Below are 26891 nucleotides of genomic sequence, written 5' to 3' on the forward strand. Positions count from 1 at the left end.
AGGGTCAGTTCCCGGCATAACGTGAAAGTAGCTCATAAAACAGCATGAACACCTTTGCGGCGTCCACGCGCGTGACGATATCAACATTCGCTGTCTGTCCGGACTTGCCGTACCAGTCCGCCACGGTTTGTCCCATACATAACTCGCTGTTGTATTCGACAAACACCCGCGCTTTCTCGCTACCAAACAGTTCCTGCGCAAGGACATAGGCAATCACCAGCGGATCGTGCAAGGGTCCGCCTCGTGAGCCGTAACGGCGAATATCATTGCGATCCCAGAAGGCCATCAGTTCACCCAATGGTTGGGAAATCCGCCCGGAAACATTGATGAATTTCCCCACGTGTTCCGGCGTGAGAATGACCTGATGCGTCGCGTCCAGCGGCAGAACCGTGATATTCAGCTCACTGGAAAAAACCACATACGCGGCATGAGGATCGGCCAGCATGTTGAATTCGGAGGTCATGGTGCGGTTACCGGCTTCACGGTATGCGCCGCCCATCAGTACCACGCGGGCAATCCCGGCGGCGATCTGCGGTTTCATGCGCAGCGCTGTCGCCAGATTGGTCAGCGGCCCGAGCACACAAAGAGTCACCGGCTGATTATCGCGGATCGCCTGCTCGCAGCTGTTAATCAGAAAATTGACGGCGTGGAGCGTTTCGGGCTGTTTTTGCGGTGCAGGAAAGGCGGTATTGCCGAGGCCGTTTTCGCCATGAAACTGGCCGTGGATCGGTTCGCGAAACATCGGCTGATGGCATCCGGCAAAAACCGGAATATCTGTTCTTTGGCCGAGTTCAGTGATTTGCAGCGCGTTACGCAAGGTATTCGACAGCGGCTGATTACCGCACACGGTGCAGATACCGAGGATATTGAGCTGCGGCGCAACAAACGCGCTGAGCAATGCAATGGCGTCATCAATACCGGGATCGCAATCAATAATAACGGGCAGCGTTTTCACAAGGCACCTACCGAACGTAAAACTTCAGCGATTTCCAGACGCGCGGCGGCGTCGAGCGGAACCTGCGGCGGCAGCGGATCGCCCACGGCAAAACCCTGCAACTGCAATGCCGCTTTGATGCATCCGGCAATCGAATACTTAGCGAAGATTTCATTGATGCGCCACAGGGGACGCTGCAACGCCATCGCCTTTGTCCAGTCGCCTTGCTTCGCCGCTTCGTACAGCGCCAGACTTTGCTTTGGCACGATACAGGCCGGGCCCGCCATCCAACCGACGCCGCCAATCATCATCACACATACCGGAATGTGCGCCGATGCAGCAAAGACCTGCATCCGCCCCTGCGTACGTTGGATGATCGACAACAGCCTGCCGGTGTTGGTGGAGGCATCTTTAATATAGTTGATGTTTTCAACGTGGCTCAGCCGCTCAATGACCGGCAGGCTGAGATCGGAACGCTGAAACTGCGGATTGGTGTACAGCACGACCGGCAGCGTACCGGCTGCGGTCGCGATGGCACGAAAATAGTCCTCGACGCCCTGATCGGGCACCGGGAAATAGGCTTCAAGAATAGCCAGAATACCGTCGACACCCAGAGCGACATAACGAGCGGTTTGCGCTACGGCGTCCTGAATGGTGGTGGCTGCGACCCCGGCAATCACCGGTACCCGTCCCCGGGCGGCTTCGACTACTGTTTTGACCACCTCGGTGCGCTGTTCTGCACTGAGGTAAGCAAACTCACCTGTACTGCCCAGCGGCGTCAGACCCTGCACACCGCTGTTGATGAGATGCTCGACCAGTGCAGTTAACACCGGTTTGTCTATCTGACCACCGTCGGTGACGGGGGAAACCAGATAGGGAAAAACACCGCTAAAAGAAGTCATAGCTTCTCTCTCTTTGCTTAGAACAACCCTGGTGTTGGTGCTCTATTCCCGCGTGGGTTCGGTATGCACTTCGTTCATGACGTCCCGCAGGACTTATTTTTCGTGAACAAAGTACGGCAACGTATAACCGTCGGAACGGCCAACGTAGGTATAAGGTGTTTTCATCGCCCAGGTATACGAGAGGAACAGCAGCGGAATCGTGCCTTCGTCCTTCATCGCTATTTCTGTAGCCTGTTGTAATAATTTCTCGCGTTTGCCGTCATCAAGTGTCGAACGCGCTTCGGCCAGCGTTTTATCAAACTCCGGATTCGAATAGCGGCCACGGTTACCCTGCCCGCCATTCGGCCCAAAGGTTTCGAGCAACGGCCCCAGCACCCCGGAAGCCTCACCGGTTTCAATCGCCGCGCCGCCCATGATCAGGCTGAAATCACGCTTTGACGCTCGTGAGAAATAGACGCTGCCCGGCATGGTCACCACGTCGGTTTTGATTCCCACTCGGCTGAACATCTGGCCCAGCGCCTGGGCGATTTTCGAATCATTGGGATAACGGTCATTCGACGCGTGGAACGTCAGGGTAAATCCGTCCGGATAACCCGCCTGCGCCAGCAGCTGCTTCGCTTTGGCTGGATCATAAACCGGTGCGGCGATCGACGGCGTATAGCCGAAGTACCCTTTTGGTACCAGCTGCGAGGCCGGAACGCCCTGCCCGTCCATGATCCGGTCAACAATCGCCTGACGGTTGATCGCCAGCGACATGGCTTCACGCACTTCACGTTTTTTCAGCGGATTACTGCCGTCAGGCCCTTTGGCAAACGGCGAGGCGTCGCGATCCTGATCCGGGTGTAAATAGAGAATGCGGTTACCGGCAACGGATTCCATATGCAGGCTGGCCTGTTTTGCCAGGTCGCGACCATCGGCTGTCGGTACGCTTTCTATCACGTCCACGTCGCCGGAACGGATCGCGGCCACGCGGGCACTTGGGTTTTTAAAGACGCGCAGCGTAACGTTGTCCCACTGCGCTTTGCCGCCCCAATACTGGTCGTTGCGCGCCAGTACGACATTGTCATCCGGTGTCCAGCTGACAAATTTGAATGGCCCGGTGCCGATCACGTCTTTCCCTTCATTGAGGGTGTGCGACGCCACGTTCTCAAGCCGTGCCGGTAAAATGGCAACGCGGCTCAGGTTGTTGAGTAAGAGTGGTGTTGGCGTTTTGGTGACAATTCTCACCGTTAAAGGATTCACTTCGGTGACATCCGCGATGTCATTGACGTACGGCGTGTACGCGCTCGGGCTATTCTTCGAGGCCAGTGGCACGCGTTTGATGCTGGCGATCACGTCTTTTGCCGTGAAATCGCTGCCGTCGTGAAATTTTACACCCGGACGCAGACTGAATTCCCAGGTGGTATCGTTGATGATTTTCCACGATACCGCCAGCGCAGGCGTAATATGTTGTTTTTCGTCCTGATTAACCAGTCCGTCAAAAATGCTGCGCGCCATGGCGCTGTTGGCACCGCCCACGTAAAACTGCGGATCCATTGACGTGGTTGATGCGGCCAGACCGATTTTAAGATCGGCAGCCTGTACAGAAGATGTGTGTAACACAAAAAGTGTGGCCAGTGCTGAGGAGAACACGACTGCCGGAACGGACTTTCTCATGCATTTAACCCTTAATTATTTTAGATTTTCAGGCTATGTGTGTCAGATCGTAAACTGGAGTCTAGGGGGTGGACATCTGAATTGAAAATTGTATTTTGTGTTACATCCATAAACAAATGTTATGGATCATGAGGACATATGACGAAAATTAATCCCCGACAGGTTGAAGCTTTTCACAAGGTGATCCTCACCGGTAGCATTACAGCAGCAGCCAATATGATGAATATCACTCAGCCCGCGGTCAGCAGGCTTATCCGTGACTTTGAATATGCCGTCGATCTGAAGCTGTTTGACCGTGATGGCCGCGGGCTTATCCCGCGTGACGACGCCATTAAGCTGTACCGCGAGGTGGAGCGTTTGTACCTCGGGCTTGAACATATTTCACGCATTGCGGAAGAGATCCGTCATTCCAAAGGCAGTGTGCTGCGGATCGGTACGGTTGCGGCGTTGTCTGCGCTGTGCGTCGAACACATTTTGCCGCCGCTGATTGAAACCATCGACGATATCTCTCTTTTTCTGGATATCGAAAGTACCACGCACATCACTGATGTGGTCACCAGCAATCAGTACGACGTCGGGTTTATTTTCGGCAAGCCAGATGTGAAAGGGCTGGAAGCAGAAATGCTGGCACGGGCGAATGCGGTAGCGGTAATGTCGCCGCGCCATCCGCTGGCGAAAAAGGACGTGGTGACGGCGACCGATCTTACCCACTACCGCCCTATCATTCCCGGCCGCAAGACGCCGCTGCGTGAGCAACTGGACCATGTGATGAGCCGTCAGGATCTCTATATGAACAATCCTATCGAAACATCGCTGAATAACTGCTGCATCATGGCGGGGAATAATCTTGGGGTCGGCGTTGTGGATTTCATTACAGCACGCAGCCACAAAAGCGATCTGGTGATCAAGCCTTTCACGCCGGACATCAGCATTGCCTATCTCGCCGTTTTCCCGCCGCAGATCCCCAAAAGTCGTCTGGTTGAACAAATCACGTTGGAAATGAAGATGCTGATTGAAGGTTATTTGTAACTTTACCGCGCCATAAACTCACCAACGGGTTCACACCGGCAGTGAAAACTGTGAGAAATCTGTCACAAATCCCTTTTTGTGGCAGAACAACCGGCCCCGTTCGTGCTGTTACATAGACCAAAAACGAATACTTAACTTACTAAACATTTGTTATTTGCATATGTAATAAATAATTACACATTAAAATCAGCAACATACAAACACAACCCCTCCATCCTAATTCTCGCGCTATTTCTTTACCGAAATTCAAACTCTCCGTTACACATTCACAACCACGTTGAGAAGTATTACTATTTGCGCGAAATTGTTCTGTCTGGTTCATTTGGTAGCGAAAGGTCATCCAATGTACCCCTTTTCAGCGCAGCTTTCTTTTACCCATCTTTTCTACTATCTATTTCTATAACACATGTGCAGTGAGATAAATCATGCCAACTACTAAGAGTAAATGGACCTGGCTCCTCTGGCTACTGAGCGCGCTGATGGTCGTCATTGGTCTGACGCTGGGCATCGGCGGCGCGTATCTGGCCACGTTGGGAGGAAGCCTTTACTTCCTGCTGATGGGTCTGGCGCTGATCATGTCAGCCGTTCTGATCTTCAAGGGCAAGCCTTCGGGTGCCTGGCTTTACGCCGTGGCCTTCGTGCTTTCAATTATCTGGGCCGTCTGGGATGCAGGTCTGGCATTCTGGCCGCTCTTCTCCCGCCTGTTCACCTTCGGCGTTCTGGCCTTCCTGACCGCGCTGGCATATCCGCTGCTGAAAACACGCGCGGGGCTGGTTGCCCGTAAAGGCCCAAGCTTCTCGCTGGCAGCCGTGCTGGCCGTTGCGCTGATTGCCGCTTTCGGTAACACCTTCGTGCCGACGCCAATCATCAGCGCCGACAACGATCAGGCACCGGTAAAACCGGTCGCACCGGGTGCAGAACAGAAAAACTGGGAAAGCTGGGGTAACACCACCGCCGGTGACCGTTTCGCTGCACTGGATCAAATCAATAAAACCAACATCGACAAACTTCAGGTCGCGTGGATTGCCCATACTGGCGATATCCCACAGAGCAACGGCTCCGGCGCTGAAGACCAGAACACACCGCTCCAGGTAGGCGATAAACTGTTCGTTTGTACCGCGTACAGCAAAGTGCTGGCGCTGTCGGTCGATGACGGTAAAAAACTGTGGTCCTATGATTCCAACTCCACCGCGCCGAACTGGCAGCGGTGCCGTGGTCTGGGCTATTACGAGAACGCCTCCGCCTCTGCTGCGCCAGCCGCACAGCCTGTAGCGGATGCGACTGCCACGCCCGACGCGTCCACCGCGGCGGCAGAAGCAACGTCCGCCACTCACCCTGGCGCACCACATTCACCGGCTGCGACCGGGGGTACAGTCAGCGCGACCTGTGAACGTCGTTTGTTCCTGCCAACCATCGATGCGCGCCTGATCGCCATCAACGCCGACACCGGCAAGCCTTGCGCTGATTTCGGTGATAACGGCGTGGTTGACCTGAAAGTCGGCATGGGCGAAGTCAAACCGGGCTACTACCAGCAGACGTCTACGCCGCTGGTTGCCGGTAACGTCGTCGTGGTCGGCGGTCGTGTGGCAGATAACTTCTCCACCGGCGAACCTCCGGGCGTGGTACGTGCATTCGACGTCCACACCGGCGCTCTGGTCTGGGCATGGGATCCGGGTAATCCGAACATCACCAAACTGCCACCGGAAGGTCAGACTTACACCCGTGGTACACCGAACGTCTGGTCTGCCATGTCGTATGACCCAAAACTGGGTCTGATCTACATGCCTACCGGCAACGCAACGCCGGACTTCTTCGGGGGCACCCGCACCGAGCTGGACGATAAATACAGCTCTTCCATCGTCGCAGTGGACGTTGCAACGGGTAAAGTCCGCTGGACTTTCCAGACTACGCATCACGATCTGTGGGATTTCGACCTGCCGTCACAGCCACTGCTGTACGACCTGCCGAATGACAAAGGTGGCAGCACGCCGGTACTGGTGCAGACCTCCAAACAGGGCATGATCTTCATGCTGAACCGCGAAACCGGTGAGCCGGTCGCGAAAGTTGAAAACCGCGAAGTGCCGCATGGCAATGTTCCTGGTGAACGCTACTCCAAAACGCAGCCTTTCTCCGTCGGGATGCCAAACATCGGCAACCAGACCCTGAAAGAATCTGATATGTGGGGTGCCACACCGATGGACCAGCTGCTTTGCCGCATCGAGTTCAAAGGGATGCGCCATGAAGGTGTGTATACGCCTCCGGGCCTCGATCGTTCCCTGCAATTCCCAGGATCGCTCGGCGGTATGAACTGGGGCAGCGTGTCGGTTGATCCTAACAACGCCCTGATGTTCGTCAACGACATGCGTCTGGGTTTGGCGAACTACATGGTTCCGCGTGCCAAAGTGCCAACTGGCGCAAGCGGTATCGAAATGGGCATGGTGCCAATGGACGGTACGCCGTTCGGCGCAGTGCGTGAGCGTTTCCTGTCTCCGCTGGGCATTCCTTGCCAGAAACCTCCGTTCGGTACGATGTCTGCGGTTAACCTGAAAACCGGCAAAATTGTCTGGCAGGTGCCGGTCGGTACGGTGAAAGACACCGGCCCGCTGGGCATCAAAATGCGTATGCCAATGGAAGTAGGTATGCCAACGCTGGGCGCGAGCTTGTCAACGCAATCCGGCCTGTTGTTCTTCGCCGGTACGCAGGATTTCTATCTGCGCACGTTCGATACCGCTAACGGTAAAGAGATCTGGAAATCTCGTCTGCCGGTCGGCAGTCAGTCTGGCCCGATGAGCTACGTTTCACCGAAAACCGGTAAACAGTACATTATCATCAGCGCCGGCGGTGCACGTCAGTCTCCTGAGCGTGGCGACTATGTGATCGCCTACGCTCTGCCTGACGAGAAGTAAGTATCTGCTTCAAATAAGTCGTAAAAAAACCGCCCGCTGATGCAAATCGGCGGGCTTTTTTTTGTTCCTCCTCCCACACAGCAGCACACAACAATGATCAACAGGCGCAAAGCGATTACACTACTGCTATAAACGAGTTACGTTGTCCCGCATTTTCCCCGGGAACAACCGAAGGAGCGTATTGAACGATGGTTAATGATGTAATAAACGTTGGCAATTCCCTGTCCGTTTTTGATTTCGACGGCACGCTGACAAAACACGACAGCTTCGTGCCCTTCCTGCGTTTTGCCTTTGGTAAACGCGTCTTCGCGCGTCGTATGGTGCGTTTAGCTTTGCCTACGCTGAAATGCGTTGGCCGTCGGCTGACCCGCGATGAGCTGAAGGAAGTGCTGATCCACACTTTTATGACCGGCGTTGATGCCAAATGGATTGAAGAGAAAGCTGCTGAGTTTTGCGAACGTTACTGGACGCGCCTGATGCGCCCTTCAGGCCTGATCGCCGTCGCCACACAGGTCAACTCAGGTGCAATCGTCACGATCTGCTCAGCCTCCCCGGCGATGGTGCTCAAACCTTTTGCTGAGCGTCTGGGTATCCGTCTTATCGGCACCAATCTGGAAGTAAAAGATGGCGTGTTGACTGGGCGCATCAGCGGCCACAACTGCCGCTGCGGTCAGAAGGTTGAGCGTCTGGAAGCCGAGTACGGCCCGCTTTCCTCCTACCACTTACGCGCATGGGGCGACACCCGTGGCGACTACGAAATGCTGGCTGCCGCACAGGAACCCTACTGGCGTCACTTCCACGGTTCGTGGGCAAAACGAAATCCACCGATCGCGCGGATTAAGCAATTGCAGAGTAAGTGACATGCATTGAATTGATGAGAAGGCGAAATTCATCGCCTTCTCATTGCGGTGCTATCCCAAAGAGTCTCTCCTTACAGCCCTCAATTATTATTTAAATACCTTTATAATAGTGACAACTCTATTCATAAAGTGGCAGTCAAATGAAGACTGCCCTTTCTTATTTCACATTTTCATAATATTTATAAAACCCTGATATTATCATTCATATTTTTAAATTTCGTGCACTTGTGACGAACATTCAATTTTATATAAAAACAAAATTAAATTATTGAAACGCCTTTTCAATAAGGATACTTTCGTGCCCAGCCCATTTAATCAACCTTTGTTTATAATTATTAAAATGGATTTATCATGAAAAAATATCTTCTCGTTTTATTATCTCTGGCAGGTCCAAATGCGCATGCAGTCTATATGGATGTGCGCCATGAATATCTTGATGACAGTAAAGCAAATTATGACCGTTTTTATATCTCCAATCGCTTTAGTAACGGCTTCGGGTTTGCTGTCGAAGCGATTTCTAAATCAGGCGGTGATGATACCAATAAAGCCTTTAATGACCTTGAGGTTCAGGGAAATGAATACACGGTCAATTACCAGTTTAACCGTGGCGCAGTGGCCTGGCAGCCAGGATTTGTACTGGAAACCGGGAGCGGTTATTCCACTTATAAACCTTATTTACGCACGACCTGGACGATTAATCAGTCATGGTGGCTGGGCGCCCGTTACCGGTTTGAGTACACCCGCCGCTCTTCGGACTCGCGCAATGATGATACGGTGAATCGTATGGATGTCTGGGCGGGCTATAAATGGAATAGTTTCGACTGGACACTGGAAGGGATCTATAAAAAAGCCGATAAGTATGATCTCTACAACAACAGCAAATATAATTATGAATACAACTTCAGAACCGCTTATCTTATTGGTGCGTGGTCGCCCTTTGTGGAAGTCGGAAATGTTTCAGTGCGAAGCACCACAGATGAGCGTCAGACGCGTTTTCGTGTAGGGTTAGGTTATACGTTTTAAATTTCTTGAAAAGAATTTGTTATGCCTGCTGATAACCGCAAAGGAAATGAGTGCAATCAATCATAAACACCACTCAGTCTTATTTAATTTTTTCCATCCAGAACAGTGGAATAATCGAGAAAAGTTAAAACAAAATAAACTGAAAACACAAAACCCGCGAAAGCGGGTTTGAATGGCTAAGCGGCAAGAATATGTTGGTTCCCCAGAAAAAATTTCCTTTAATGCAAAAGCCCCCTTTTGCGGACGCATAGCGTTTAGCGCAAAATACGTTCCTGCTTCGCCGCCTGAGTCCAGTCTTTGAACGCCTCCAACAGCAGATCATAAAGCCGTTCATCACTCAGGGTGGAGAAGTCATCGACAGCAAAGAAGTGGCTGTTATTGATACGACGATCAGTAAGGCTCTCTAACTCCGCGAGTATTCCATAATCTCGGCCGCCGAGACCGACAAACTTCCAGAAGATCGGATAATGAGACGAGCGAGATATCGCATCCTTGATCGCACGGGTTCTGCTGATATTGCCTTCTGTAATAAACACCACGTAGACAGGTAAATCACTGTGCTGAAAAGTCTTGATAATCTCTTCGAGTATAGGGGGTTCATTATTACTGTATCCCAGTCCAGGTAAGACTTCTGACTCATCAATTCTGTCAGAATTGCGGATGCCTGCCACGTATCCTTCAAGATTATCCAATGTCACATTCGGATACTTACGATGCTTATTCGCAAATCCCCACATCTCCATATTATCCACACCCTCTAACTGCATCGCCAAGACAGCTGCGCGTTCAAGCATCGCCTGAACATTGCCGTTCGTGAATGCGTCCGCCAGGGAACCTGAGGCACCCACTACAAAGACCACTTTCGCCCTGGCTGACTGAAGATTGTGTTTGGTCAAACAGACGGTGGCCGTTTTCGCCAAGCTGATGAGACGCGGCGCTTTTTCCTGAATACGTTTTTCAAGGCTGACCGTAGTGATGACTGGCGCAGGAACCGGCGAGGGAGACGAAACATCGACACCGAAGTTGACAGCCAGCGGCTCAAGACCGCCATTGAACCCTTGTCCTGACGCTCTTAACTTCCAGCCGCTGTTATGGCGATACACTTCGCCGAGGATGAGCGCTTTTTCGCTGCGATCGGCGAGCGGGACATTGAAAACGGCAACGCCTTCGAAATTTAACTGGATCTGCTGCAAACCGGAAATGGAATCCGGGCCATCGATGACCAGCGTAATCGCAATCTTTGTGATATCGGCATCGATCTTACTCAGATCCAGAGAAAACAGGCTGCGCTTTCCGGATGTCGTCAGACTCAGGCTGCCATTTGGAGCGGCGGGCTGGTTGAAGAAGATGAAATCGTCATCTCCTCTGACTTTGTTTTGTGCTGTGAGCATGAAGGCGGAAGCATCGACATCACTGCCGAAAGTTGCTGCCTTGGGATAAGAAACGGTGATGCGCAGTAGGTTCTGTGTCAGGGCAATGTTTTGTCCGGATTGCAATTCCATTTTGACCATCCTGTGTATTTGAGAATAACTGTGCCCGCAGGCTGCATTCCTCATAAATACAAAAAAGCCCCGCGGTTTAACCAGCGGGGCTGTCAGACTTACGCGCGATTTAGATGTTCACGCCATGCTGAGATGCCAGTGCGGACAGGCCGCCAGCAAAGCCCTGACCGACGGCTTTGAATTTCCATTCTGAGTTGTTGCGATACAACTCACCAAACACCATCGCCGTTTCGGTGGACGCATCTTCAGACAAGTCGAAACGGGCAATTTCGGTGCCGTTATCGTTGTTGAATACACGCATGAAGCTGTTGCTGACCATACCGAAGTTTTGTTTACGTGCTTCTGCGTCGTAAATCGTTACGGCGAAGACCAGTTTTTTTACTTCAGCTGGGATTTTGGACAGATCGATTTTGACCTGTTCATCATCGCCGTCACCTGCGCCGGTACGGTTGTCACCCATGTGAGTCACGGAACCGCAGGTGCTGGTTTTGTTGTTGAAGAAGATGAAGCTCGCATCAGAAATGACTTTACCATCATCACCGACCATGAACACTGAGGCGTCGAGGTCAAACTCTGCGCCGTCTGTTACGCGTGCATCCCAGCCGAGACCGACCATGGCCACATTCATGGTTGGGGCTTCTTTAGTTAAGGATACGTTGCCGCCTTTAATCAGAGAAACTGCCATTTAAAACTCCTGTAATACGTTATGTTCATTACAGCAGGTAGCAGAATGCCACCTGCCGGGTTGCATAAAACTTGCTTAATTACGAAGCGTTGATGCCGTACTGTGCACACACAGAGCTCAAACCGCCCGCATAACCCTGACCCACCGCGCGGAATTTCCACTCGGTGTTATGACGATACAGCTCACCAAACAGCATCGCTGTTTCGGTTGAGGCATCTTCGGTCAGATCGTAACGCGCCACTTCCTGGTGGTTGTCGTCATTCACCAAACGGATGAATGCGCCAGAAACCTGGCCGAAACTTTGACGACGTACTGTCGCATCATGGATGGTCACCACGAAGACGATTTTATCGACTTCAGCAGGGATCTGATCCAGTTTGATTTTCAGTGCTTCATCATCGCCATCGCCTTCACCGGTACGGTTGTCGCCGGTGTGCAGGACGGAACCGTCGGTAGATTTCAGGTTATTGTAGAAGATGAAGTCTGCGTCACCGCGCACTTTACCTGCGCTGGTCAGCAGGAAGGCAGAAGCATCCAGGTCGAAATCCTGGCCGTCAGTTGAGCGGGCATCCCACCCCAAACCGATCAGCACATTTTTCATTGTTGGTGCTTCTTTGCTTAAAGAAACATTACCGCCTTTAGAGAGTGAAACGCCCATAATAATAGCCTCTATAGTTAACGTTAATTTTCAAGCGGGAAGGCAAGGGCTTAGCCCTGCTTGCCTTCCTCTACATCAGATTTTCCAGGGAACAATACGCTGACGATGATACCCACAGCCAGCACGCCCAGAACAACAAACAGACTTGCGTTAGCAGAAATATTGTAACCGTGATGCCACAGATGGTCAGTTGCGTTAAGACCCAGTTTCACACCGATGAAGAACAGCAGCACGATAACCGCTTTCTCAAGGTGCGCCAGGTACTGTTTCAGCGCTTCCAGTACGAAGTACATCGTACGCAGACCAAGGATGGCGAACATCATGGCGCTGTAAACGATCAGCGGTTCACGGCTTACGGCGATAACCGCAGGAACGGAGTCAAATGCGAACATGACGTCAGACAACTCCACCACGGCCAGACATAGCATCAGCGGTGTTGCGTACAGCGCGGCTTTCCCTACGCGGCCGACTTTAATGTCTTTGTTCTCAGGTTTCGCGAGTTCCGCGTCAACTTCCTTCTGGCTTAACAGGAAGGCGTGTCCTTTCAGTTTTGGCCAGATGGGGAAGAAGCGTTTCACCATACGATATGCGATGTGCTGAGAATAATCTTCGATCTCGTCATCATCCCCGCCGCTTTTGAGCATCATCACTGCCGTCCACAATACGACGACCGCAAAGACAATCTCGACCCACGGACCCAGTGTAAGCAGGCTCGCACCGATGGCCACAAAAATACCGCGGAAGACAATTGCCCCGATCACGCCCCAGTAAAGAACGCGGTGACGCAGGTTATCCGGTACGGCAAACCACGAGAAGATAGCCATCATGACAAACAGGTTATCAACCGACAGGACTTTCTCCAGCGCATAACCGGTGATAAACAGGCTGGCCACTTCAGAGCCGTGATGAATATAGAGGAAACCGGCAAATGCCATCGCCACAACGATCCAGAAGACCGTCCAGAGCGCAGCACTTTTCAGCGAAATCGGCTTGTCATGACGATGCATGAACAGGTCGATGAAGATCGCACCGAGTGCCAGAACAACAAATACCGTGACGGTTTCAGCCGGGAAACCGATATGCGTGGATACCATAAATAGCCCTTAAGCCAGAGTGTTAAAATTAAAGACCGAATTCGGCCGGGGTGAAACCTAATGCCAGAGCAATTTCGCGGACTGCAGTTTGTTCGTCCTGATCGAAGTCACCGTCGCTTTTCGCCACGGCGATACCGACGCGAACCGCCAGCTGTGCGGCTTCTGGCTGGCTTTTCAGCGCCAGAATATATTTCATGGTTTCGCCTTTACCGATTTCGTAATCGAAGCTGAAGCTGGTCACCAGTTCATTAAAGAACGCGATCACTTCTTTGGTTTCGAAAACTTTCAGTTCAGGAGAGGCCTGAAGGAAGCCGATCATCTTTTGCTTTTCTTCAGAGCTCACGCCATTGCTGGAGACGGCGATGCGTGCGCACACGGCAACCGTACCCTGCATGAATTTTTTGTTTTTGAAACGGCCAACCTGTTTGGTCAGCTCGTCACGACCACTGTTGAATGCGCCTTTCACTTTGTCGAAGAAACTCATTTTTTCTGCCCTCGGATTATTAAAATTATGTTGAGTAACGCTACTATTTGGAGCCAGCTGACCAGCGAAAGCCCCAGCCAAGTGCGTTATCCATATCCTTATGGCCGCTGTAAAACTGGTTCAGACGCTCTACTTTGATCGTCCCGTTTTCGTTTACCAGACGGGCGATCGCACACATATTGTGGCGGTTCGATCCTTCGGTTAAGCGCGTTTCAATCGGCGGTTGTTCAGGAATGTGCATCGTGACCACACCGTCGGTTTTATCCCAGCTCGCCACGCCTTCGTAGATGAACGCGTAAATCAGGACTTCGCGGATTTTCTTCCACTCGCGGCCATTGATGTGCAACCACTCGCCGTCGCGAACCTGACCGGTACGATCATCGCCCTGCAACTGAACGAAAGGCTCGGCGTTCAGGCGACCAAACGTGTTACCGAGCGCCTGGATGACGCCTTTGGTGCCGTCCTGCAATTCAACAAATGCCCCTAAATCGAGGTCAATGCCTTTGGATTTGTTGAACATACCGCCGAACATGCCCCCGCCGGAACCGGTGTTGCTTTCCTGATTCCAGTTGAGGTTAATTTTGATTTCGCCAAAGTTATCCCGCTTCGCCAGACTGATGGTCGGTTTTTCTTTGGTCAGTGACACTTTGCTCAGGCTAATTTTAGCAGGCGCAGGCGTCGGGGCTGGAGCGGGTGCGGGTGCCGGAGCGGGTGCATCTGAAATATCCACACCAAAATGCTCGGCCAGCGGTTTCAGGCCGCCGTTAAATCCCTGCGCAATGAAGCGGAATTTCCATTCTGCATTGCGGCGGTAGATTTCACCCAAAATCAGCGCAGCTTCCTGACGACCGTTAACATCGACATCGCCGGTCAGCAGCACGCTGCCGTTGTGCTCAACCTGAATCGTCAGACGTTTCAGGCCGGAAAGCGTCATGTTGCCGTCGCAGGTGGCCGTGAAAGCGAGCTTTTCGACGTCAGGACGCAGGCGATTAATGTCCACGGTAAACGCAGTATCGGTGCCTGCACCGGTAAGTTTTACGGACGCATCGTCATTGACGGGTTGGCCGTAAAACACCATGTCAGGATCGCCCTTCACTTTGCCTGTGGCATAAAGTCTGAAGGAAGATGCATCGACCGGGACGCCAGAAAGCACGCGCACCGTCAGAACCTGTGAAGGAATGGAGGCATTGCCTCCCGGCGTCATAGTCATTAGCGCACCACCGTAGCCACGATATCGGAATGCATGTCATCAATGGTGCGGCCGGTGGATGCTTTACCGTGCGCGGTGAAATCCCATTCGCCGTTGTTGCGCGAAAGCGACGCAATAATAATGCCGGTATGCGAGCCCTGCTCCGTCAGTTGATAACGGGCGAGTTCTTTACGGGATTGATCCACCACGCGGCAAAATGCGTTGTCGACTTCGTTGAAAGTCTGACCGCGGAAGCTGTTCACGGTGAACGCCAGATATTCCACCTGCGCAGGCAGGCGGGTCAGGTCAACGGTGATCACTTCATCGTCGCCATCGCCTTCACCGGTCAGGTTGTCGCCCAAATGGACAACGGAGCCGCAGCTTGATTTCAGTTTGCGGAACCAGATGGTATCGATGGTCTGGCCTGCGCGGTCTAACAGCACGCATCCTGCGTCTAAATCAATTGAATCGTTACCGCCGCCACCTAAAAGACCACCCAGGAATCCTTTTTTCTTTTTTAAAGGATCCCAACCCAACCCGAACTGCAGTTGATTTAACGAAGACGTTTGTTTGCTGAGTGAAACAGTTTGGTTCTTGCTTAATGAAACCATTAGATATTCCTTCAGAGATAGGTTAAATCATTATTTTTTTTGAATCAGAATTCCATGTACTGAAAAATCATATCATGACGAAGTAGTTGCACAAGCCTCAATTTGCTCCTAATTTGCCATTAAAATTCAACTCATTGATATAGTTTATCTATTTTTGGATAATTTACGTTTTTTGACGTTAGCCGATAACAATATTCTGAGGAAAAACCACAAATTCTCAGCACAACCATATGAATCATGTTATGATTGACATGTTCAAAATCCCTACATAGACTCTCAGAGAATTCTTCTTCCCCACTTCATTTCTGGAATATATACACCGATGAGTCACGTAATTTGGTTAATGGAAGGTCTGTCGTCACAGCGCGACATTATTTTAGGCATCAAAGACTTTTTTAAATTCGAAAATAAAGATGTCACCGTCATTGCCTCTCATCGCCATCACAGAAATGAAATTCTTTCTCTGGCCGACATCGCACTTATCGAGCCGCCAGAGGACGAAGACCGTCTGGCATTTATTACCTCAACCGTCGCTCAATACGGCGTGAACGCCATTCATACTGGCCGCAACTGCCAGTGGTTTGAAACGCATCGCGCCGAAATTGTCGCCTCTGGCGTCACGCTCACCACCGGCGCGGTCAGCAACGCCATGTTTGAACTGGCCGACGATAAAGTGAATTTCGCCAGCGCCATGCAACAACACGGCCTGCCGGTTGTGCCCTCGATCCGCATCGAGTCAGCCGAGGAATTACGGGCGCATCTTGCCAACAACACCAGCGCTGAATCGCTTTCCGGCACCACCATGCTATGCGTGAAACCCGTTGTCGGTATTTATGGCATGGGATTCTGGCGATTTGATGACAACGTCAGCCACATGGCGGCTTTTACGCATCCGGACAGCCGCAAAGTGCGCCCGGATATGTATCTGCATGCAGTCGAACAGATGGAAACTTTTGAACCGCTGGTGTTAATGCCTTATTTGCCCGGTCCGGAATACTCTGTCGATATGCTGGTGGAGCGCGGAAAAGTCATCGCGGCCGTCGCCCGTCGTAAAGAAGGGGCGCTGCAATATCTCGAACAGTCTGGCCCGGCATATGAACTCGGCAAAATGTGCGCCGAAGTGATGCAGGCCGACGGGCTGGTGAATGTGCAAACCCGCAATAACGATCACGGGGAGCCGGTCTTGCTGGAAATTAATATGCGCCCCAGCGGCGGCATCGGTTATACCCGCCACAGCGGCGTCAATCTTCCCGGCCTTTTTGCCGCCCGTAAGCTCGGTCTGATGTCAGAAGCTCAGGCCATGAGCGCGGCAACCGGGAATTTCTCACAGGCCGTAGTACGGTCAATGACAGACGTGATCCCTTATAACACCACGCTCGACAACCTGTCTTCAGGACAAGGAAACGCATGATTATCCCCAACGCTGTTTATCGCCGTGAGCTTTCCGGTGGTACGCTGACCGTCACCCCGACCGGCGGACAGCATTCGCTGGAGGCTTTATTTGATATCGCCGAGCGCCGCAATCCTAAGCGCGCGTTTTTATTCGTCAGCAAAGTGCTCGGGCGGCATATTCCGATCGCCCCCTCCGTGATGCGCTCTGCCTATCGTCAGCTCGCCCTGCAAATTCCGTCGGATTTACCCGAGCCTGTGTTGTTTGTCGGCCTGGCGGAAACGGCGGTAGGATTGGGTGCTGGCGTCTATGATGAAGCCTTAAGCCGTTATAAAAATTCTGTGTATATGACGTCAACCCGCCATCCGGTGGCAGGCGATCTGCTGTGTGAATTTAAAGAAAATCACAGCCACGCGACAGATCATCTGCTCTATCACCCGGCGGATCCGGTCCTTCGCGCCCGCGTGCGGGATGCAAAAAGTCTGGTGCTGATCGACGACGAAGCCACCACCGGCAATACCTTTATCAATCTGCTGGAAGCTTTGCGTGCTGACGCCGGGCTTTCGCAGCTTGAGCGCGTGGTGACCGTCACGCTGACCGACTGGAGCGGCAACGCGATTGAGGCCAATTGCCCTCTGCCGGTGACGCCGGTTTCTCTGGTGCAAGGCGACTGGCACTGGGAAAGCAAACCGGATGCGCCGATTCCGGTCATGCCCGCAGTGAACGTCACCGCAACCGGCAGCGTTGCGATCACGGGTAAACAGAGCTGGGGACGTCTCGGCATGCACGCTTCGGCGCGCGACCTGGGTAAAACCATCACCGCTGCCGCTGGCGAAAAAGTGCTTGTTTTAGGCTCGGGTGAATTTGTCTGGGAGCCACTGCTGCTGGCAGAACGCCTCGAAAAACTTGGCGCTGACGTGAAGTTCAGCTGCACCACACGTTCGCCGATTTCCACCGGCTATGCCATTCAATCCGCCATTGCCTTTACGGACAACTACGGGCTTGGCATTCCAAACTTTGTGTACAACGTTGCGCATCAGCGCTTCGACCGCATATTGCTGTGCGTGGAAACGCCCGCCGACAGCGTCGACGCCTCCCTGCTTGATGCCCTGAAAAGCGTGGCGAATACCGTTGAGGTAGTGGTTTATGAAGGTGACTATTAATGAATAAGCCGGTCGTTTTTTCCGATCTGGACGATACGCTGTTTCAGACGCGCCGTAAGATGGTCGATGAACTGGCGCTGGAGCCGTTCCGTCCGGGCGCGCTGGATCGTTCAATGTCCGCGCGCAGTTTCATGACCGAAGAACAATCCATGCTGGTGGACTGGCTGCTCGAACATGCTGATTTTATTCCGGTTACCGCACGCGGCACAGAAGAAATCAGCCGCGTGACCATTCCGTTCAGCTCATGGGCGATTGCCACACACGGCGCGGTGATCCTCACCCCGCAGGGCGAGCCGGATGAAGAGTGGAAAGCGCATATGCTGGAAAGTCTGGCGGCGTATCGCGAGCGCCTGCTCTCAATGCAACAGGGCATCACCGAACTGATGGCTAAGCGCAATATCAGCGGCTGGGCGCGCATTAATTACGAATATGGCGACACGCCGGTGTATCTGGTGATGAAGCACACCGACAGCACCCGCCTCGAAGAGCTGTATACCATCGGGAAAGAGATCGAAGCCACATTCTCTACGGAAGGTTTTTACATTCACCGCAACAGCAACAACATTGCGTGGTTGCCAGCACCGGTCGAAAAAGGCCTGGCGACGCAGTTCCTGCTGAAAAAATTGCGGGCAGAACGCGGCGTGTTCCCGGTCATCGGGCTCGGCGACAGCCTGAGCGATCACCGCTTTATGAAACTGTGTAACTGGTTTGGCATGCCACAACAGAGTCAGTTCGCTGAGGAAATTAATCAGAAAATTTTCGCAGAAAGTCATCACTCTGCCGGGGAGAAATAATATGCAGCCATTTACGCCATTTTCCGGCTCGTACCTGCCAGAAGACGTACACTTTCTCTTAACGCCGGTAGAAATGGAAATGACACCGGTTGAGCAAAAAGAACAGCTGATTCAGTCCGGTGAAAAGCACTATTCCGAGATGCTGAGTCAGGAACCCGAGCCGACCGCGTGGCATCTGGACTTATTTTCCCGCGCGCTGGATCAGGGCGCGATTCGCCTGGCGAAAGAAGTGGTGATGCTGGCGAAAGCACTGGCCGCCCGCTTTGGCGATACGCCGGTGGTGCTGGTCAGTCTGGTACGCGCCGGTGTGCCGCTGGGCGTGATGTTGCAGCAAACACTGCGGGCGATGGGCAAACAGTCTCACCATTACGGCGTGAGCATAATCCGCGATCGTGGCATCGACGAAACAGCGATGGACTGGATTGAAACGCAACACGGTACCGAAGGCATCGTATTTGTCGATGGCTGGACCGGCAAAGGGGCGATCACCGGCGAACTGCGCCGCTCGCTCGCCTCGCGTAGCGGCTATCCGCAAGATCCGCGTCTGGTGGTGCTGGCCGACCCGTGCGGCGTGTCCTGGCTTTCCGCCAGTGACGACGACTGGCTTATCCCGTTTGGCATCATGGGCGCACCGGTTTCCGGGCTCATTTCCCGCTCGATTTGGTCATCCGTGGGGCTGCATGGCTGCGTGAAGTGCGATCACCTGAGTGAATTTGAGTGCAGCCGCCTGCTGGTCGATACCGTGGCCGACTGCCGTAACGCGTTGGATCTCGATGCCATTCCTGCCAGCCCATGGTTACCGGAAAATTACGTACATCTGAAAACGCAGAGCGAACGGGTGATTGCTTCGCTGGCGACCGAATACGACATTTCGAGCATCAACCGGATTAAGCCGGGCATCGCTGAGGCCACGCGCGCCGTGCTTCGCCGGGTGCCGGAGCACGTTCTGGTGCGATCCGTCAACGATCCGGACGTCGCGCTGCTGGTCTATCTGGCACGTGAAAAAAACATCACCATCACTGAAGTCGGTGACCGCATCGGCCAGTACCGCGCCGTCACCATTATCAAAAAGGTTCACTGATGACAAAGAGACTATCTCCCTACCGGCTGGGCGCTACGCTTTACATGCCCGCCACCCGTAACGATATTGCGGGCAGCATTCTGAACAATCAAATCGACGGGCTGCGTTCCATCGTTATCTGTCTGGAAGATGCGGTCAGCGATGCCGACGTTCCTGCGGCGCTGCAAAATCTCCGACAAATTCTGGTCGCGCTGAAATCCGCGAAGGACGCCGGTCTGGGTGCAGACTGGCCGCTGGTATTTATCCGTCCGCGTGACCCCGAGATGGGTAAATTCCTTACCGAAACGGAAGATCTCACCCCTGCTGACGGGTTGGTATTACCGAAGTTTACGCTGGAATCGCTGCCGGTCTGGTGGGACATCATGAAAGACACGCACCTGTGCATGATGCCGACGCTGGAAACCGAAGATGTGTTTGACGTGATGCAAATGCGCAAGCTCGCGACGGCGCTGCTGGAGCATCCGTGCCATTCTCGTATTATCGCGCTGCGTATTGGCGGTAACGATCTGATGAACGTGATTTCGCTGCGCCGCCCGCGCAATCTCACGCTTTATGACAGCCCGATGGGTTACGTGATTAAAATGCTGGTGGCGGTGTTTGGCTCGCGTGATTTCGCGCTGACCTCACCGGTGTGTGAGCACATTGACGATCACGACGTGATGGAAAAAGAGCTGGCGCTGGATATGGCGCACGGGCTGGTAGGCAAAACGGCTATCCATCCGAATCAGATCGCCAAAATCGAACGTGCGCTGATGGTCACGTCTGCCGATCACGCCGATGCGCTGCGCATTCTGAACTCCAGTCAGGCGGTCTTTAAATCTCAGGGCGCGATGTGCGAACCTGCGACCCATCGCCGCTGGGCAGCACGCGTGCTCGAACAGGCGCAAATTTACGGCATTGCGCAGGAAGAAACACAGGATGGCGTCCGGTTTTTCACGGCCAACCACCTGAATTAAGCATTTTCTCACAGGTTGATTTACCTGATGTTGAGGAAACCCCTGCTAGGATTTTCGGCCCTGCAGGCGCCATGGAAAGGTAGTAAGAAGGGAAACACATGAAGATAACCCGAATTTTCCATGCACCATCGCCCATTAAACGACGACAGGCACTGACTAACCATGCAACTCAGCACAAAACAAGCACGTATTTTCCGACTGGCGCAATTACTCGGTAACACCCAACCGGTGTCGGCGACAAGAATCATCACCGAGCTTGGCTGTTCCGAACCCACGCTGACCAGGGCGTTAAAGGAAATACGCGAAACTTATTCTGCTGAAATTAAGTACAGTAAGGCCACGCATTCTTATCAACTGACCGGACAAGGCACGCTGGATAAAAAGGTCTTACGCCAGATGAGTCAGGCGCTACAGTCCAGCGATGATCACAAAAGCAGCGACACCGTCAGCCACGTCTCGCTGGATAAAGAAAAGAAGAAGCCGGTATCGCTTTCGTTGCGTATGTCCGTTTTGCGCAAAATCGACCGTCTGGCAATGCTGGTGGACACGTCGCGCAGCGATGCCGTTGAAATGCTGGTTGATCGCTGCATGTCTGACTTAATGACTGCGCTGCGTCAGCCGCAGACAACGCTGCAAAAATAACCCGAATGCTTTCTGCACCGTTCTAAAGCATTGACCGGAACGGTGCAAAGTCCTCATCGACAATATTTACAACATCACTTTCGCCGCCATTTCCCGACTGTAATCACGGCTGGCGTCTACCAGCACGCGAGTGTAATCCTGCGCAATATCGCCGCGAAGCAGCGCATCCGTCTCCAGCGTCTCGAGAATTTTTCCAAACTTCATCACCGCAACGCGCTGGCAGAGATGGGCAATAACGCCCAAATCGTGCGTCACCATCAGATACGTCAGCCCTTCCTCTTTTTGAAGATCGAACAACAAATTGAGGATTTCCGCCTGCACTGAAACATCCAGCGCAGAGGTCGGTTCATCGAGCAGCAAGACGCGCGGTTTTAGGATCAACGCGCGGGCGATAGCGACGCGCTGCCGCTGACCGCCGGAAAGCTGATGCGGATAACGGCTGCGAAAACCGCGGTTCAGGCCGACTTTCTCCAGAATAGAATTGATGCGCCGGTCGCGCTGGTCGATGCGGTGAATTTGCAGCGGCTCTTCCAGAATATCGCCAATCGTGTGGCGCGGGTGCAGCGAACCGTAAGGATCCTGAAACACCATTTGCACCAGACGGCAGCGGTCCCGGCCAATTTTGTGCTCGAGTTGCTGCCCGTCGATTTCCAGCTCGCCCTTCCAGTGAGTGAACAACCCCGCCAGACATTTCAGCACCGTGGTTTTGCCCGAGCCCGATTCACCGACCAGCCCGAAAATCTCCCCCTCGCGCACGGCAATGTTCACGTCCGTCAGCACCTGTGTGGTTTTCGCCCCCTCACCAAACGTGAGGTTCAGATTGCGAACGTCGATCATGGTTTTTACTGACATTTCAGTCTCCTTAATCGGTCAGCCAGCTGGCCTGACGTTGCATCACCGGCAGCGGATAACGGCGGTTATCCATGTCCGGCAACGCATTCAGCAGTCCACGCGTGTACGGGTGCTGCGCATTATCCAGTTCGGTCGCAGCGATGGACTCCACTACCCTGCCAGCGTACATCACCAGTACGCGGTCACAGAAACTGCGCACCAGATTGATGTCGTGACTGATAAAAATCAGCCCCAGACCGCGCGTTTTCACCAGATCGTCGAGCAGCGCCAGCACCTGCAAACGAACGGAGACGTCGAGCGCCGACGTCGGTTCGTCGGCAATGACCATTTCGGGGTCGGTAATAAGCATCATGGCGATCATGATGCGCTGCCCCTGCCCGCCAGAAATTTCGTGCGGATACAGGCCGTACACGCGTTCCGGTTCGCGAATACGGACCACATCGAGCATGTTTAACACTTTACGTTTGGCATCCTGATACGAGCAGGCGTGGTGTGAACGCCAGGCTTCGGCAATCTGGTCGCCGACGCACAGCACCGGATTCAGTGAGTATTTCGGATCCTGCATAATCATCGAGATGCGTTTTCCGCGCACCTGACGCATCTGCTTCGGCGTAGCATTCAGCAAATCCACATCGCCGAACTGCATTCTTTCGGCGGTAATTTTTGCTTTTGCCGGATGCAACTGAAGCAATGCGCGACCGACGGTAGATTTTCCCGAACCGGATTCACCGACAATCGCCAGTTTTTCCCGCCCGAGCTGAAAGGACACGCCGCGCACTGCCTGCGTGACCTGTCGGCCATTCACAAAGCTGACGTGCAGGTCGCGCACGTCGAGTAACGCCGGAGCGTCAGTCATTTCGGGGATCGAGGATGTCACGCAGGCCATCTCCTAAAAAGTTGAACGCAAGGCTGTTAATCAGGATCGCCAGACCGGGGATCGTTGCCACCCACCAGCACTCCATCATGTAGGTACGACCACTGGAAATCATCGCGCCCCATTCCGGATCCGGCGGCTGCGCACCAAGGCCAAGGAAGCCAAGACCGGCGGCAGTCAGAATAATGCCCGCCATATTCATGGTGATTCGGATGATGACCGACGGCAGGCACAGCGGCACAATGTGACGCCACAGCACACGCAGCGGAGAGGCGCCCTGCAAACGTACCGCCGAGATGAAATCGGCCTGACGCAGCGAGAGGGTTTCGGCTCGCGCCAGACGTGCAATCGGTGGCCACGCGGTGAGTGTAATGGCGATTACCACGTGCTCCAGCCCCGGACCGAGGGCGGCGACAAACGCCAGCGCCAGCACCAGACTCGGGAAAGAAATGAAAATATCCGTCACGCGCATCAGCACCATGTCGATTTTGCCGCCGAAATAACCGGCAGTGACGCCGAGCAGCAAACCAAGCGGACCCACGGTCACGGACACCAGCAGCACGATGTAAAGCGTGATCCGCGAGCCGTACACCAGACGGCTGAAAATGTCGCGACCAAACTCGTCGGTGCCGAACCAGTGCGCCGCCGACGGCGGGCTGAGCGCATTGTTTAAATCCTGCACCAGTGGATGGAACGGTGCGATCCAAGGCGCAAACAGCGCCACAATCATCAGCACCAGCACAATCGCACCACCGATGGCAGTCAGCGGATTGCACGCCATCTGCCACAGAAAATGTGCGATACGGCCAAACGCCCGTTTCACGCGCTGACGTTTTTCATCGCCCGCGCTGAGCGTCACAGAATCGAGGGAAATCGTCATACTTTTGTCCTCGGGTCAAAGACCTGATACAGCAGATCAGAGAGCAAATTCAGCACCACGAAAATCATGCCGACCACCAGCACGCAGCCCATTACTGCATTCATGTCGCCCAGCATCAGGCTGCTGGTGAGATACGAACCGAAGCCCGGCCATGAGAAGACGGTTTCAATCAATACCGCACCTTCGAGCAGCGAACCGTAGGCCAGCGCGACCACGGTCAGCAACTGAACCAGGATGTTGCGAAACGCATGATTCCACAGCACATCCCATTCACTCAGCCCTTTGACGCGGGCGGTAATAATAAATTCCTGCGAGAGCTGAGCCAGCATAAAGCTGCGGGTCATGCGGCTGATGTAAGCCAGCGAATGAAAACCGAGCAAGGAGGCAGGCAGGATCAGGTGATTGAGTGCGTTGCGAAACACCTCCCAGTTACCGGCGATCAGCGAATCAATCAGCATAAAACCGCTGTGACGCGTCACCTGTCCGTCGAGGCTGAAATCCAGACGCCCCGCGCCACCCACCCATCCGAGCCAGGCGTAAAAGACCAAAAGTCCCATCATCCCGACCCAGAAAATCGGCGTGGAATAACCGGCCAGACTGATGATGCGCACCACATAATCCGCGACGCTGTTACGTTTCGCCGCAGCCAGTACGCCAAGCGGAATGCCGACGCCCGCGCCGAGAATGATCGCCAGCGTCGCCAGCTCCATTGTCGCCGGAAAGACGCGCAGAATGTCCTGCGTTACCGGTTTACCGGTCAGCAGCGCATTGCCGAAATCACCGTGCGCCAGCCCGGACAGATAGATGCCAAACTGCGTCCACAGCGGTTTGTCGAAGCCCAGCTGGTGATAGACCTGCTGATAGGTGCTGTGGTCGGCATCCGGCCCGACAATCGCCAGTACCGGATCAACCGGCATGACGCGACCGATGAAAAACGTCAGCAGCAGCAGGCCGAACAACGTCACTGCCACCTGCACCAGCCGTTTGCCGATCCGACCTGCCGGAATACCCGACCGCCAGGTTTGCGTTTGCGTGGTCATAACCCTTTACCTCCGGCTGAAGGAGCAGTTGCCTGACTTTCATCTTTATAAACGTCACGCAGGAAAGTGGTAGCGGAAGGGTGCGGCAGATAATTTTTGACGTCCTTACGCACCACGATGGAATCGACCATCTGTGACAGCGGCACCAGCGCCGGGATCAGCGCGTCGTAGCGCTCCTGAATCGCGAAGTAATCTTGCTTTTGCTTTTCCGGATCGCGTTCGAGCAGCGCCTGATCGATATCCGTATTCAGCTGTTTATCGTAAAATCCGGTGCGCCAGCCCTGGAAATTGGTCAGGCGCGCGGCGTCATTGTTGTCAGGGTTATAGACCAGCGCCCGCAGGCTGGAGTGCGGATGGGGTTCCACACCACTGCCGCCACGCCCGACCAGCATGTCGAATTTTCGTTCGCGCATTGCGCCGTAAATCTGGTTCCCGGTGCCGGTAACGATTTTTGCGCGAATGCCCGCCTGCATCAGCGTGGACTGGACGGCAATGGCAATGTTGAGGAAGGGCTGATCGGCCAGTACCCGCAACGTGGTGTCAAAACCGTCCGGGTAACCGGCTTCTGCCAGCAAGGCTTTGGCGCGTGGGATATCCAGCCTGTAGCCCGGGTCCGGCAACGTCGCGGGCATCCCGACCTGAATCGGACGCTGATGCACAATGCCGTAACCGGTCATCAGCGCTTTGCCGATACCCTGATAATCAATCAGATAGCGTACCGCCTCGCGCACTTTCGGGTTGGCAAAGTGCGGTTCCTTCATGCTCATCGCCACGTAATAAATGGTGCCTTTTTTCACCGTGTCGACGGTCATCGCCGGATCGTGGCTTAACGCGGTGACGTCGGAAACCGCCATGTTATTGGCAATGTCCAGATCACCCTTTTCGATCATCAGGCGCAGAGTTTGGGATTCCTGAAAATGACGGAACACTACGCGGGTAAGACGCGGCTCACCGCGCCAGTACTGCGGATTGCGGCTCATGTTCAGCACGTCTTTTGCCTGCCAGCTGTCGAGGCGAAACGGCCCCGAACCGGCTTCGTTGGTCGTCAGCCAGCGGTTGCCCCAGTCGCCATTCACTTCATGCGCCTTGACGGTTTTACTGTCCAGCGCCACCACACTGCCCAGCGCGGCCAGCGAGTAAATCACCAGTTTCGGGTCATTGGGTTTGGGAAGCTGAATTTCGACAATACCCGGCGACGGCGTGCGCACCATCTCATCGACATTCTTTTTGGTGAAGCCGTAAGATTTCCATACCGATGCCTGCGCCAGATTCAGATGAAGGATGCGGCGCATCGACCACACCAGATCTTCTGCCGTGACCGGATTTCCGGAGTGGAATTTCACGCCGTCGCGCAGATGAAATGTGATCAGATCCCGGGCATCGTTGACCTCCCAGGAGGTCGCCAGCGCCGGACGGACGTTGGTCAGCTCCTGAGGATCCAGTTCAATCAGCGGGTCATAGAGATTCACCACAATGCCGACGATGTCATTGCCGGTCATGGCGGCCGGATCGAGCGTCAGCAGGTTGTTCATGTTCATGCCGATAAGCAGCTGGTCGGGGGGCGTTTTCGCCTGTACCGCCCCGCCGCTCACCGTGAGCAGGAGCGCGAGGATCCACGCCCCGAGGGGTGTGCCTGTGTTCATGATTTACCTTCCGGGTAGAGTCAGAGGTTTATTATTTTTTTCT

25 protein-coding genes are annotated in these 26891 nt (G+C 53.8%); 10 read left to right on the top strand and 15 right to left on the bottom strand.

Translation table 11 applies throughout. The features are described 5' to 3' along the window. Positions 1-4 precede the first annotated feature (4 nt). The 3 genes from I2123_RS23295 to I2123_RS23305 form a co-directional block, all read right to left on the bottom strand. A complete protein-coding gene (locus tag I2123_RS23295; RefSeq protein WP_213052600.1) occupies positions 5-955 on the bottom strand; it encodes a nucleoside hydrolase in 951 nt (316 codons plus the stop codon). After that, on the bottom strand, positions 952-1836 hold the full coding sequence (locus I2123_RS23300) for a dihydrodipicolinate synthase family protein (RefSeq protein WP_213052601.1): 885 nt from the start codon (positions 1834-1836) through the stop codon (positions 952-954). Before I2123_RS23300 ends, I2123_RS23295 begins: the two co-directional genes overlap by 4 nt. Positions 1837-1929: 93 nt before the next feature. Then, positions 1930-3492, bottom strand: coding sequence for an ABC transporter substrate-binding protein (locus I2123_RS23305; RefSeq protein WP_213052602.1), 1563 nt, complete (start codon positions 3490-3492; stop codon positions 1930-1932). A gap of 138 nt (positions 3493-3630) precedes the next feature. Here I2123_RS23305 and I2123_RS23310 point away from each other — a divergent pair, with 138 nt between their 5' ends. The 4 genes from I2123_RS23310 to I2123_RS23325 all read left to right on the top strand — a co-directional run bounded on the left by I2123_RS23310 (position 3631) and on the right by I2123_RS23325 (position 9310). Then, complete coding sequence (locus tag I2123_RS23310; RefSeq protein ID WP_213052603.1) at positions 3631-4521, top strand: LysR family transcriptional regulator; 891 nt, start codon at positions 3631-3633, stop codon at positions 4519-4521. Between the two features lie 425 nt (positions 4522-4946). Beyond that, positions 4947-7427: a membrane-bound PQQ-dependent dehydrogenase, glucose/quinate/shikimate family gene (locus I2123_RS23315; protein WP_213052604.1), complete on the top strand. Its 2481-nt coding sequence runs from the start codon at positions 4947-4949 to the stop codon at positions 7425-7427. Between the two features lie 188 nt (positions 7428-7615). Next, entirely contained in the window at positions 7616-8287 is a 672-nt protein-coding gene (locus I2123_RS23320; protein ID WP_112163970.1) for an HAD family hydrolase, read from the top strand. 351 nt (positions 8288-8638) lie between these two features. Next, a complete protein-coding gene (locus I2123_RS23325; protein WP_213052605.1) occupies positions 8639-9310 on the top strand; it encodes an oligogalacturonate-specific porin KdgM family protein in 672 nt (223 codons plus the stop codon). A gap of 254 nt (positions 9311-9564) precedes the next feature. Here I2123_RS23325 and I2123_RS23330 read toward each other — a convergent pair whose 3' ends face one another. From I2123_RS23330 to I2123_RS23360, 7 genes are all read right to left on the bottom strand, one after another. Next, positions 9565-10812 (bottom strand): VWA domain-containing protein, encoded by a 1248-nt coding sequence (locus I2123_RS23330; RefSeq protein ID WP_213052606.1) that lies wholly within the window; start codon positions 10810-10812, stop codon positions 9565-9567. Positions 10813-10921: 109 nt separating this feature from the next. Continuing rightward, entirely contained in the window at positions 10922-11497 is a 576-nt protein-coding gene (locus I2123_RS23335) for a TerD family protein (RefSeq protein WP_112163967.1), read from the bottom strand. A gap of 79 nt (positions 11498-11576) precedes the next feature. Next, positions 11577-12155 (bottom strand): TerD family protein, encoded by a 579-nt coding sequence (locus I2123_RS23340; RefSeq protein WP_112163966.1) that lies wholly within the window; start codon positions 12153-12155, stop codon positions 11577-11579. A gap of 50 nt (positions 12156-12205) precedes the next feature. Then, positions 12206-13249: a TerC/Alx family metal homeostasis membrane protein gene (locus I2123_RS23345; RefSeq protein WP_213052607.1), complete on the bottom strand. Its 1044-nt coding sequence runs from the start codon at positions 13247-13249 to the stop codon at positions 12206-12208. A 28-nt stretch (positions 13250-13277) separates the two neighbouring features. After that, on the bottom strand, positions 13278-13733 hold the full coding sequence (locus tag I2123_RS23350) for a tellurite resistance TerB family protein (protein WP_056779881.1): 456 nt from the start codon (positions 13731-13733) through the stop codon (positions 13278-13280). A 43-nt stretch (positions 13734-13776) separates the two neighbouring features. Continuing rightward, the gene (locus tag I2123_RS23355) at positions 13777-14943 is read right to left on the bottom strand and encodes a TerD family protein (RefSeq protein ID WP_213052608.1); all 1167 of its coding nucleotides are present in this window, start codon (positions 14941-14943) and stop codon (positions 13777-13779) included. After that, entirely contained in the window at positions 14943-15533 is a 591-nt protein-coding gene (locus I2123_RS23360) for a TerD family protein (RefSeq protein WP_112163963.1), read from the bottom strand. The genes I2123_RS23355 and I2123_RS23360 overlap by 1 nt, the downstream gene beginning before the upstream one ends. 322 nt (positions 15534-15855) lie before the next feature. Between I2123_RS23360 and I2123_RS23365 the strand changes: the two genes are divergently transcribed. The 6 genes from I2123_RS23365 (at position 15856) to I2123_RS23390 (ending at position 21559) form a co-directional block, all read left to right on the top strand. Next, positions 15856-16944 (top strand): ATP-grasp domain-containing protein, encoded by a 1089-nt coding sequence (locus tag I2123_RS23365; protein WP_213052609.1) that lies wholly within the window; start codon positions 15856-15858, stop codon positions 16942-16944. Next, complete coding sequence (locus I2123_RS23370; RefSeq protein WP_213052610.1) at positions 16941-18086, top strand: phosphoribosyltransferase domain-containing protein; 1146 nt, start codon at positions 16941-16943, stop codon at positions 18084-18086. The genes I2123_RS23365 and I2123_RS23370 overlap by 4 nt, the downstream gene beginning before the upstream one ends. Further along, positions 18086-18880 carry an HAD family hydrolase gene (locus I2123_RS23375; protein WP_112163960.1) on the top strand — a complete coding sequence of 265 codons (795 nt, stop codon included), beginning with the start codon at positions 18086-18088 and terminating at the stop codon, positions 18878-18880. The genes I2123_RS23370 and I2123_RS23375 overlap by 1 nt, the downstream gene beginning before the upstream one ends. A gap of 1 nt (position 18881) precedes the next feature. After that, a complete protein-coding gene (locus I2123_RS23380; RefSeq protein ID WP_213052611.1) occupies positions 18882-19961 on the top strand; it encodes a cysteine protease StiP family protein in 1080 nt (359 codons plus the stop codon). Further along, positions 19961-20917, top strand: coding sequence for an HpcH/HpaI aldolase/citrate lyase family protein (locus I2123_RS23385; protein WP_112163958.1), 957 nt, complete (start codon positions 19961-19963; stop codon positions 20915-20917). Before I2123_RS23380 ends, I2123_RS23385 begins: the two co-directional genes overlap by 1 nt. A gap of 162 nt (positions 20918-21079) precedes the next feature. Beyond that, complete coding sequence (locus tag I2123_RS23390) at positions 21080-21559, top strand: HTH domain-containing protein (protein WP_112163957.1); 480 nt, start codon at positions 21080-21082, stop codon at positions 21557-21559. Positions 21560-21625: 66 nt separating this feature from the next. Here I2123_RS23390 and I2123_RS23395 read toward each other — a convergent pair whose 3' ends face one another. The 5 genes from I2123_RS23395 to I2123_RS23415 are packed head-to-tail and all read right to left on the bottom strand — an operon-like array spanning position 21626 to position 26848. After that, positions 21626-22396 (bottom strand): ABC transporter ATP-binding protein, encoded by a 771-nt coding sequence (locus I2123_RS23395; RefSeq protein ID WP_213052934.1) that lies wholly within the window; start codon positions 22394-22396, stop codon positions 21626-21628. 25 nt (positions 22397-22421) lie between these two features. Further along, positions 22422-23288, bottom strand: coding sequence for an ABC transporter ATP-binding protein (locus I2123_RS23400; RefSeq protein ID WP_112164077.1), 867 nt, complete (start codon positions 23286-23288; stop codon positions 22422-22424). Continuing rightward, positions 23260-24165 carry an ABC transporter permease gene (locus tag I2123_RS23405; RefSeq protein ID WP_112163956.1) on the bottom strand — a complete coding sequence of 302 codons (906 nt, stop codon included), beginning with the start codon at positions 24163-24165 and terminating at the stop codon, positions 23260-23262. Before I2123_RS23405 ends, I2123_RS23400 begins: the two co-directional genes overlap by 29 nt. Then, entirely contained in the window at positions 24162-25205 is a 1044-nt protein-coding gene (locus tag I2123_RS23410; RefSeq protein ID WP_112163955.1) for an ABC transporter permease, read from the bottom strand. The genes I2123_RS23405 and I2123_RS23410 overlap by 4 nt, the downstream gene beginning before the upstream one ends. Further along, a complete protein-coding gene (locus I2123_RS23415; protein ID WP_112163954.1) occupies positions 25202-26848 on the bottom strand; it encodes an ABC transporter substrate-binding protein in 1647 nt (548 codons plus the stop codon). Before I2123_RS23415 ends, I2123_RS23410 begins: the two co-directional genes overlap by 4 nt. Positions 26849-26891: the final 43 nt, after the last annotated feature.

It is taken from the genome of Rahnella inusitata (assembly GCF_018288855.1).
GTDB lineage: Bacteria > Pseudomonadota > Gammaproteobacteria > Enterobacterales > Enterobacteriaceae > Rahnella > Rahnella inusitata.

Excerpts from the sequence above, each read along its gene's own strand:
- I2123_RS23300 (WP_213052601.1), bottom strand. The coding sequence starts at position 1,836 with ATGACTTCTTTTAGCGGTGTTTTTCCCTATCTGGTTTCCCCCGTCACC.
- I2123_RS23305 (WP_213052602.1), bottom strand. The coding sequence starts at position 3,492 with ATGAGAAAGTCCGTTCCGGCAGTCGTGTTCTCCTCAGCACTGGCCACA.
- I2123_RS23310 (WP_213052603.1), top strand. The coding sequence starts at position 3,631 with ATGACGAAAATTAATCCCCGACAGGTTGAAGCTTTTCACAAGGTGATC.
- I2123_RS23315 (WP_213052604.1), top strand. The coding sequence starts at position 4,947 with ATGCCAACTACTAAGAGTAAATGGACCTGGCTCCTCTGGCTACTGAGC.
- I2123_RS23320 (WP_112163970.1), top strand. The coding sequence starts at position 7,616 with ATGGTTAATGATGTAATAAACGTTGGCAATTCCCTGTCCGTTTTTGAT.
- I2123_RS23325 (WP_213052605.1), top strand. The coding sequence starts at position 8,639 with ATGAAAAAATATCTTCTCGTTTTATTATCTCTGGCAGGTCCAAATGCG.
- I2123_RS23330 (WP_213052606.1), bottom strand. The coding sequence starts at position 10,812 with ATGGAATTGCAATCCGGACAAAACATTGCCCTGACACAGAACCTACTG.
- I2123_RS23335 (WP_112163967.1), bottom strand. The coding sequence starts at position 11,497 with ATGGCAGTTTCTCTGATTAAAGGCGGCAACGTATCCTTAACTAAAGAA.
- I2123_RS23340 (WP_112163966.1), bottom strand. The coding sequence starts at position 12,155 with ATGGGCGTTTCACTCTCTAAAGGCGGTAATGTTTCTTTAAGCAAAGAA.
- I2123_RS23345 (WP_213052607.1), bottom strand. The coding sequence starts at position 13,249 with ATGGTATCCACGCATATCGGTTTCCCGGCTGAAACCGTCACGGTATTT.
- I2123_RS23350 (WP_056779881.1), bottom strand. The coding sequence starts at position 13,733 with ATGAGTTTCTTCGACAAAGTGAAAGGCGCATTCAACAGTGGTCGTGAC.
- I2123_RS23355 (WP_213052608.1), bottom strand. The coding sequence starts at position 14,943 with ATGACTATGACGCCGGGAGGCAATGCCTCCATTCCTTCACAGGTTCTG.
- I2123_RS23360 (WP_112163963.1), bottom strand. The coding sequence starts at position 15,533 with ATGGTTTCATTAAGCAAGAACCAAACTGTTTCACTCAGCAAACAAACG.
- I2123_RS23365 (WP_213052609.1), top strand. The coding sequence starts at position 15,856 with ATGAGTCACGTAATTTGGTTAATGGAAGGTCTGTCGTCACAGCGCGAC.
- I2123_RS23370 (WP_213052610.1), top strand. The coding sequence starts at position 16,941 with ATGATTATCCCCAACGCTGTTTATCGCCGTGAGCTTTCCGGTGGTACG.
- I2123_RS23375 (WP_112163960.1), top strand. The coding sequence starts at position 18,086 with ATGAATAAGCCGGTCGTTTTTTCCGATCTGGACGATACGCTGTTTCAG.
- I2123_RS23380 (WP_213052611.1), top strand. The coding sequence starts at position 18,882 with ATGCAGCCATTTACGCCATTTTCCGGCTCGTACCTGCCAGAAGACGTA.
- I2123_RS23385 (WP_112163958.1), top strand. The coding sequence starts at position 19,961 with ATGACAAAGAGACTATCTCCCTACCGGCTGGGCGCTACGCTTTACATG.
- I2123_RS23390 (WP_112163957.1), top strand. The coding sequence starts at position 21,080 with ATGCAACTCAGCACAAAACAAGCACGTATTTTCCGACTGGCGCAATTA.
- I2123_RS23395 (WP_213052934.1), bottom strand. The coding sequence starts at position 22,396 with ATGATCGACGTTCGCAATCTGAACCTCACGTTTGGTGAGGGGGCGAAA.
- I2123_RS23405 (WP_112163956.1), bottom strand. The coding sequence starts at position 24,165 with ATGACGATTTCCCTCGATTCTGTGACGCTCAGCGCGGGCGATGAAAAA.
- I2123_RS23410 (WP_112163955.1), bottom strand. The coding sequence starts at position 25,205 with ATGACCACGCAAACGCAAACCTGGCGGTCGGGTATTCCGGCAGGTCGG.
- I2123_RS23415 (WP_112163954.1), bottom strand. The coding sequence starts at position 26,848 with ATGAACACAGGCACACCCCTCGGGGCGTGGATCCTCGCGCTCCTGCTC.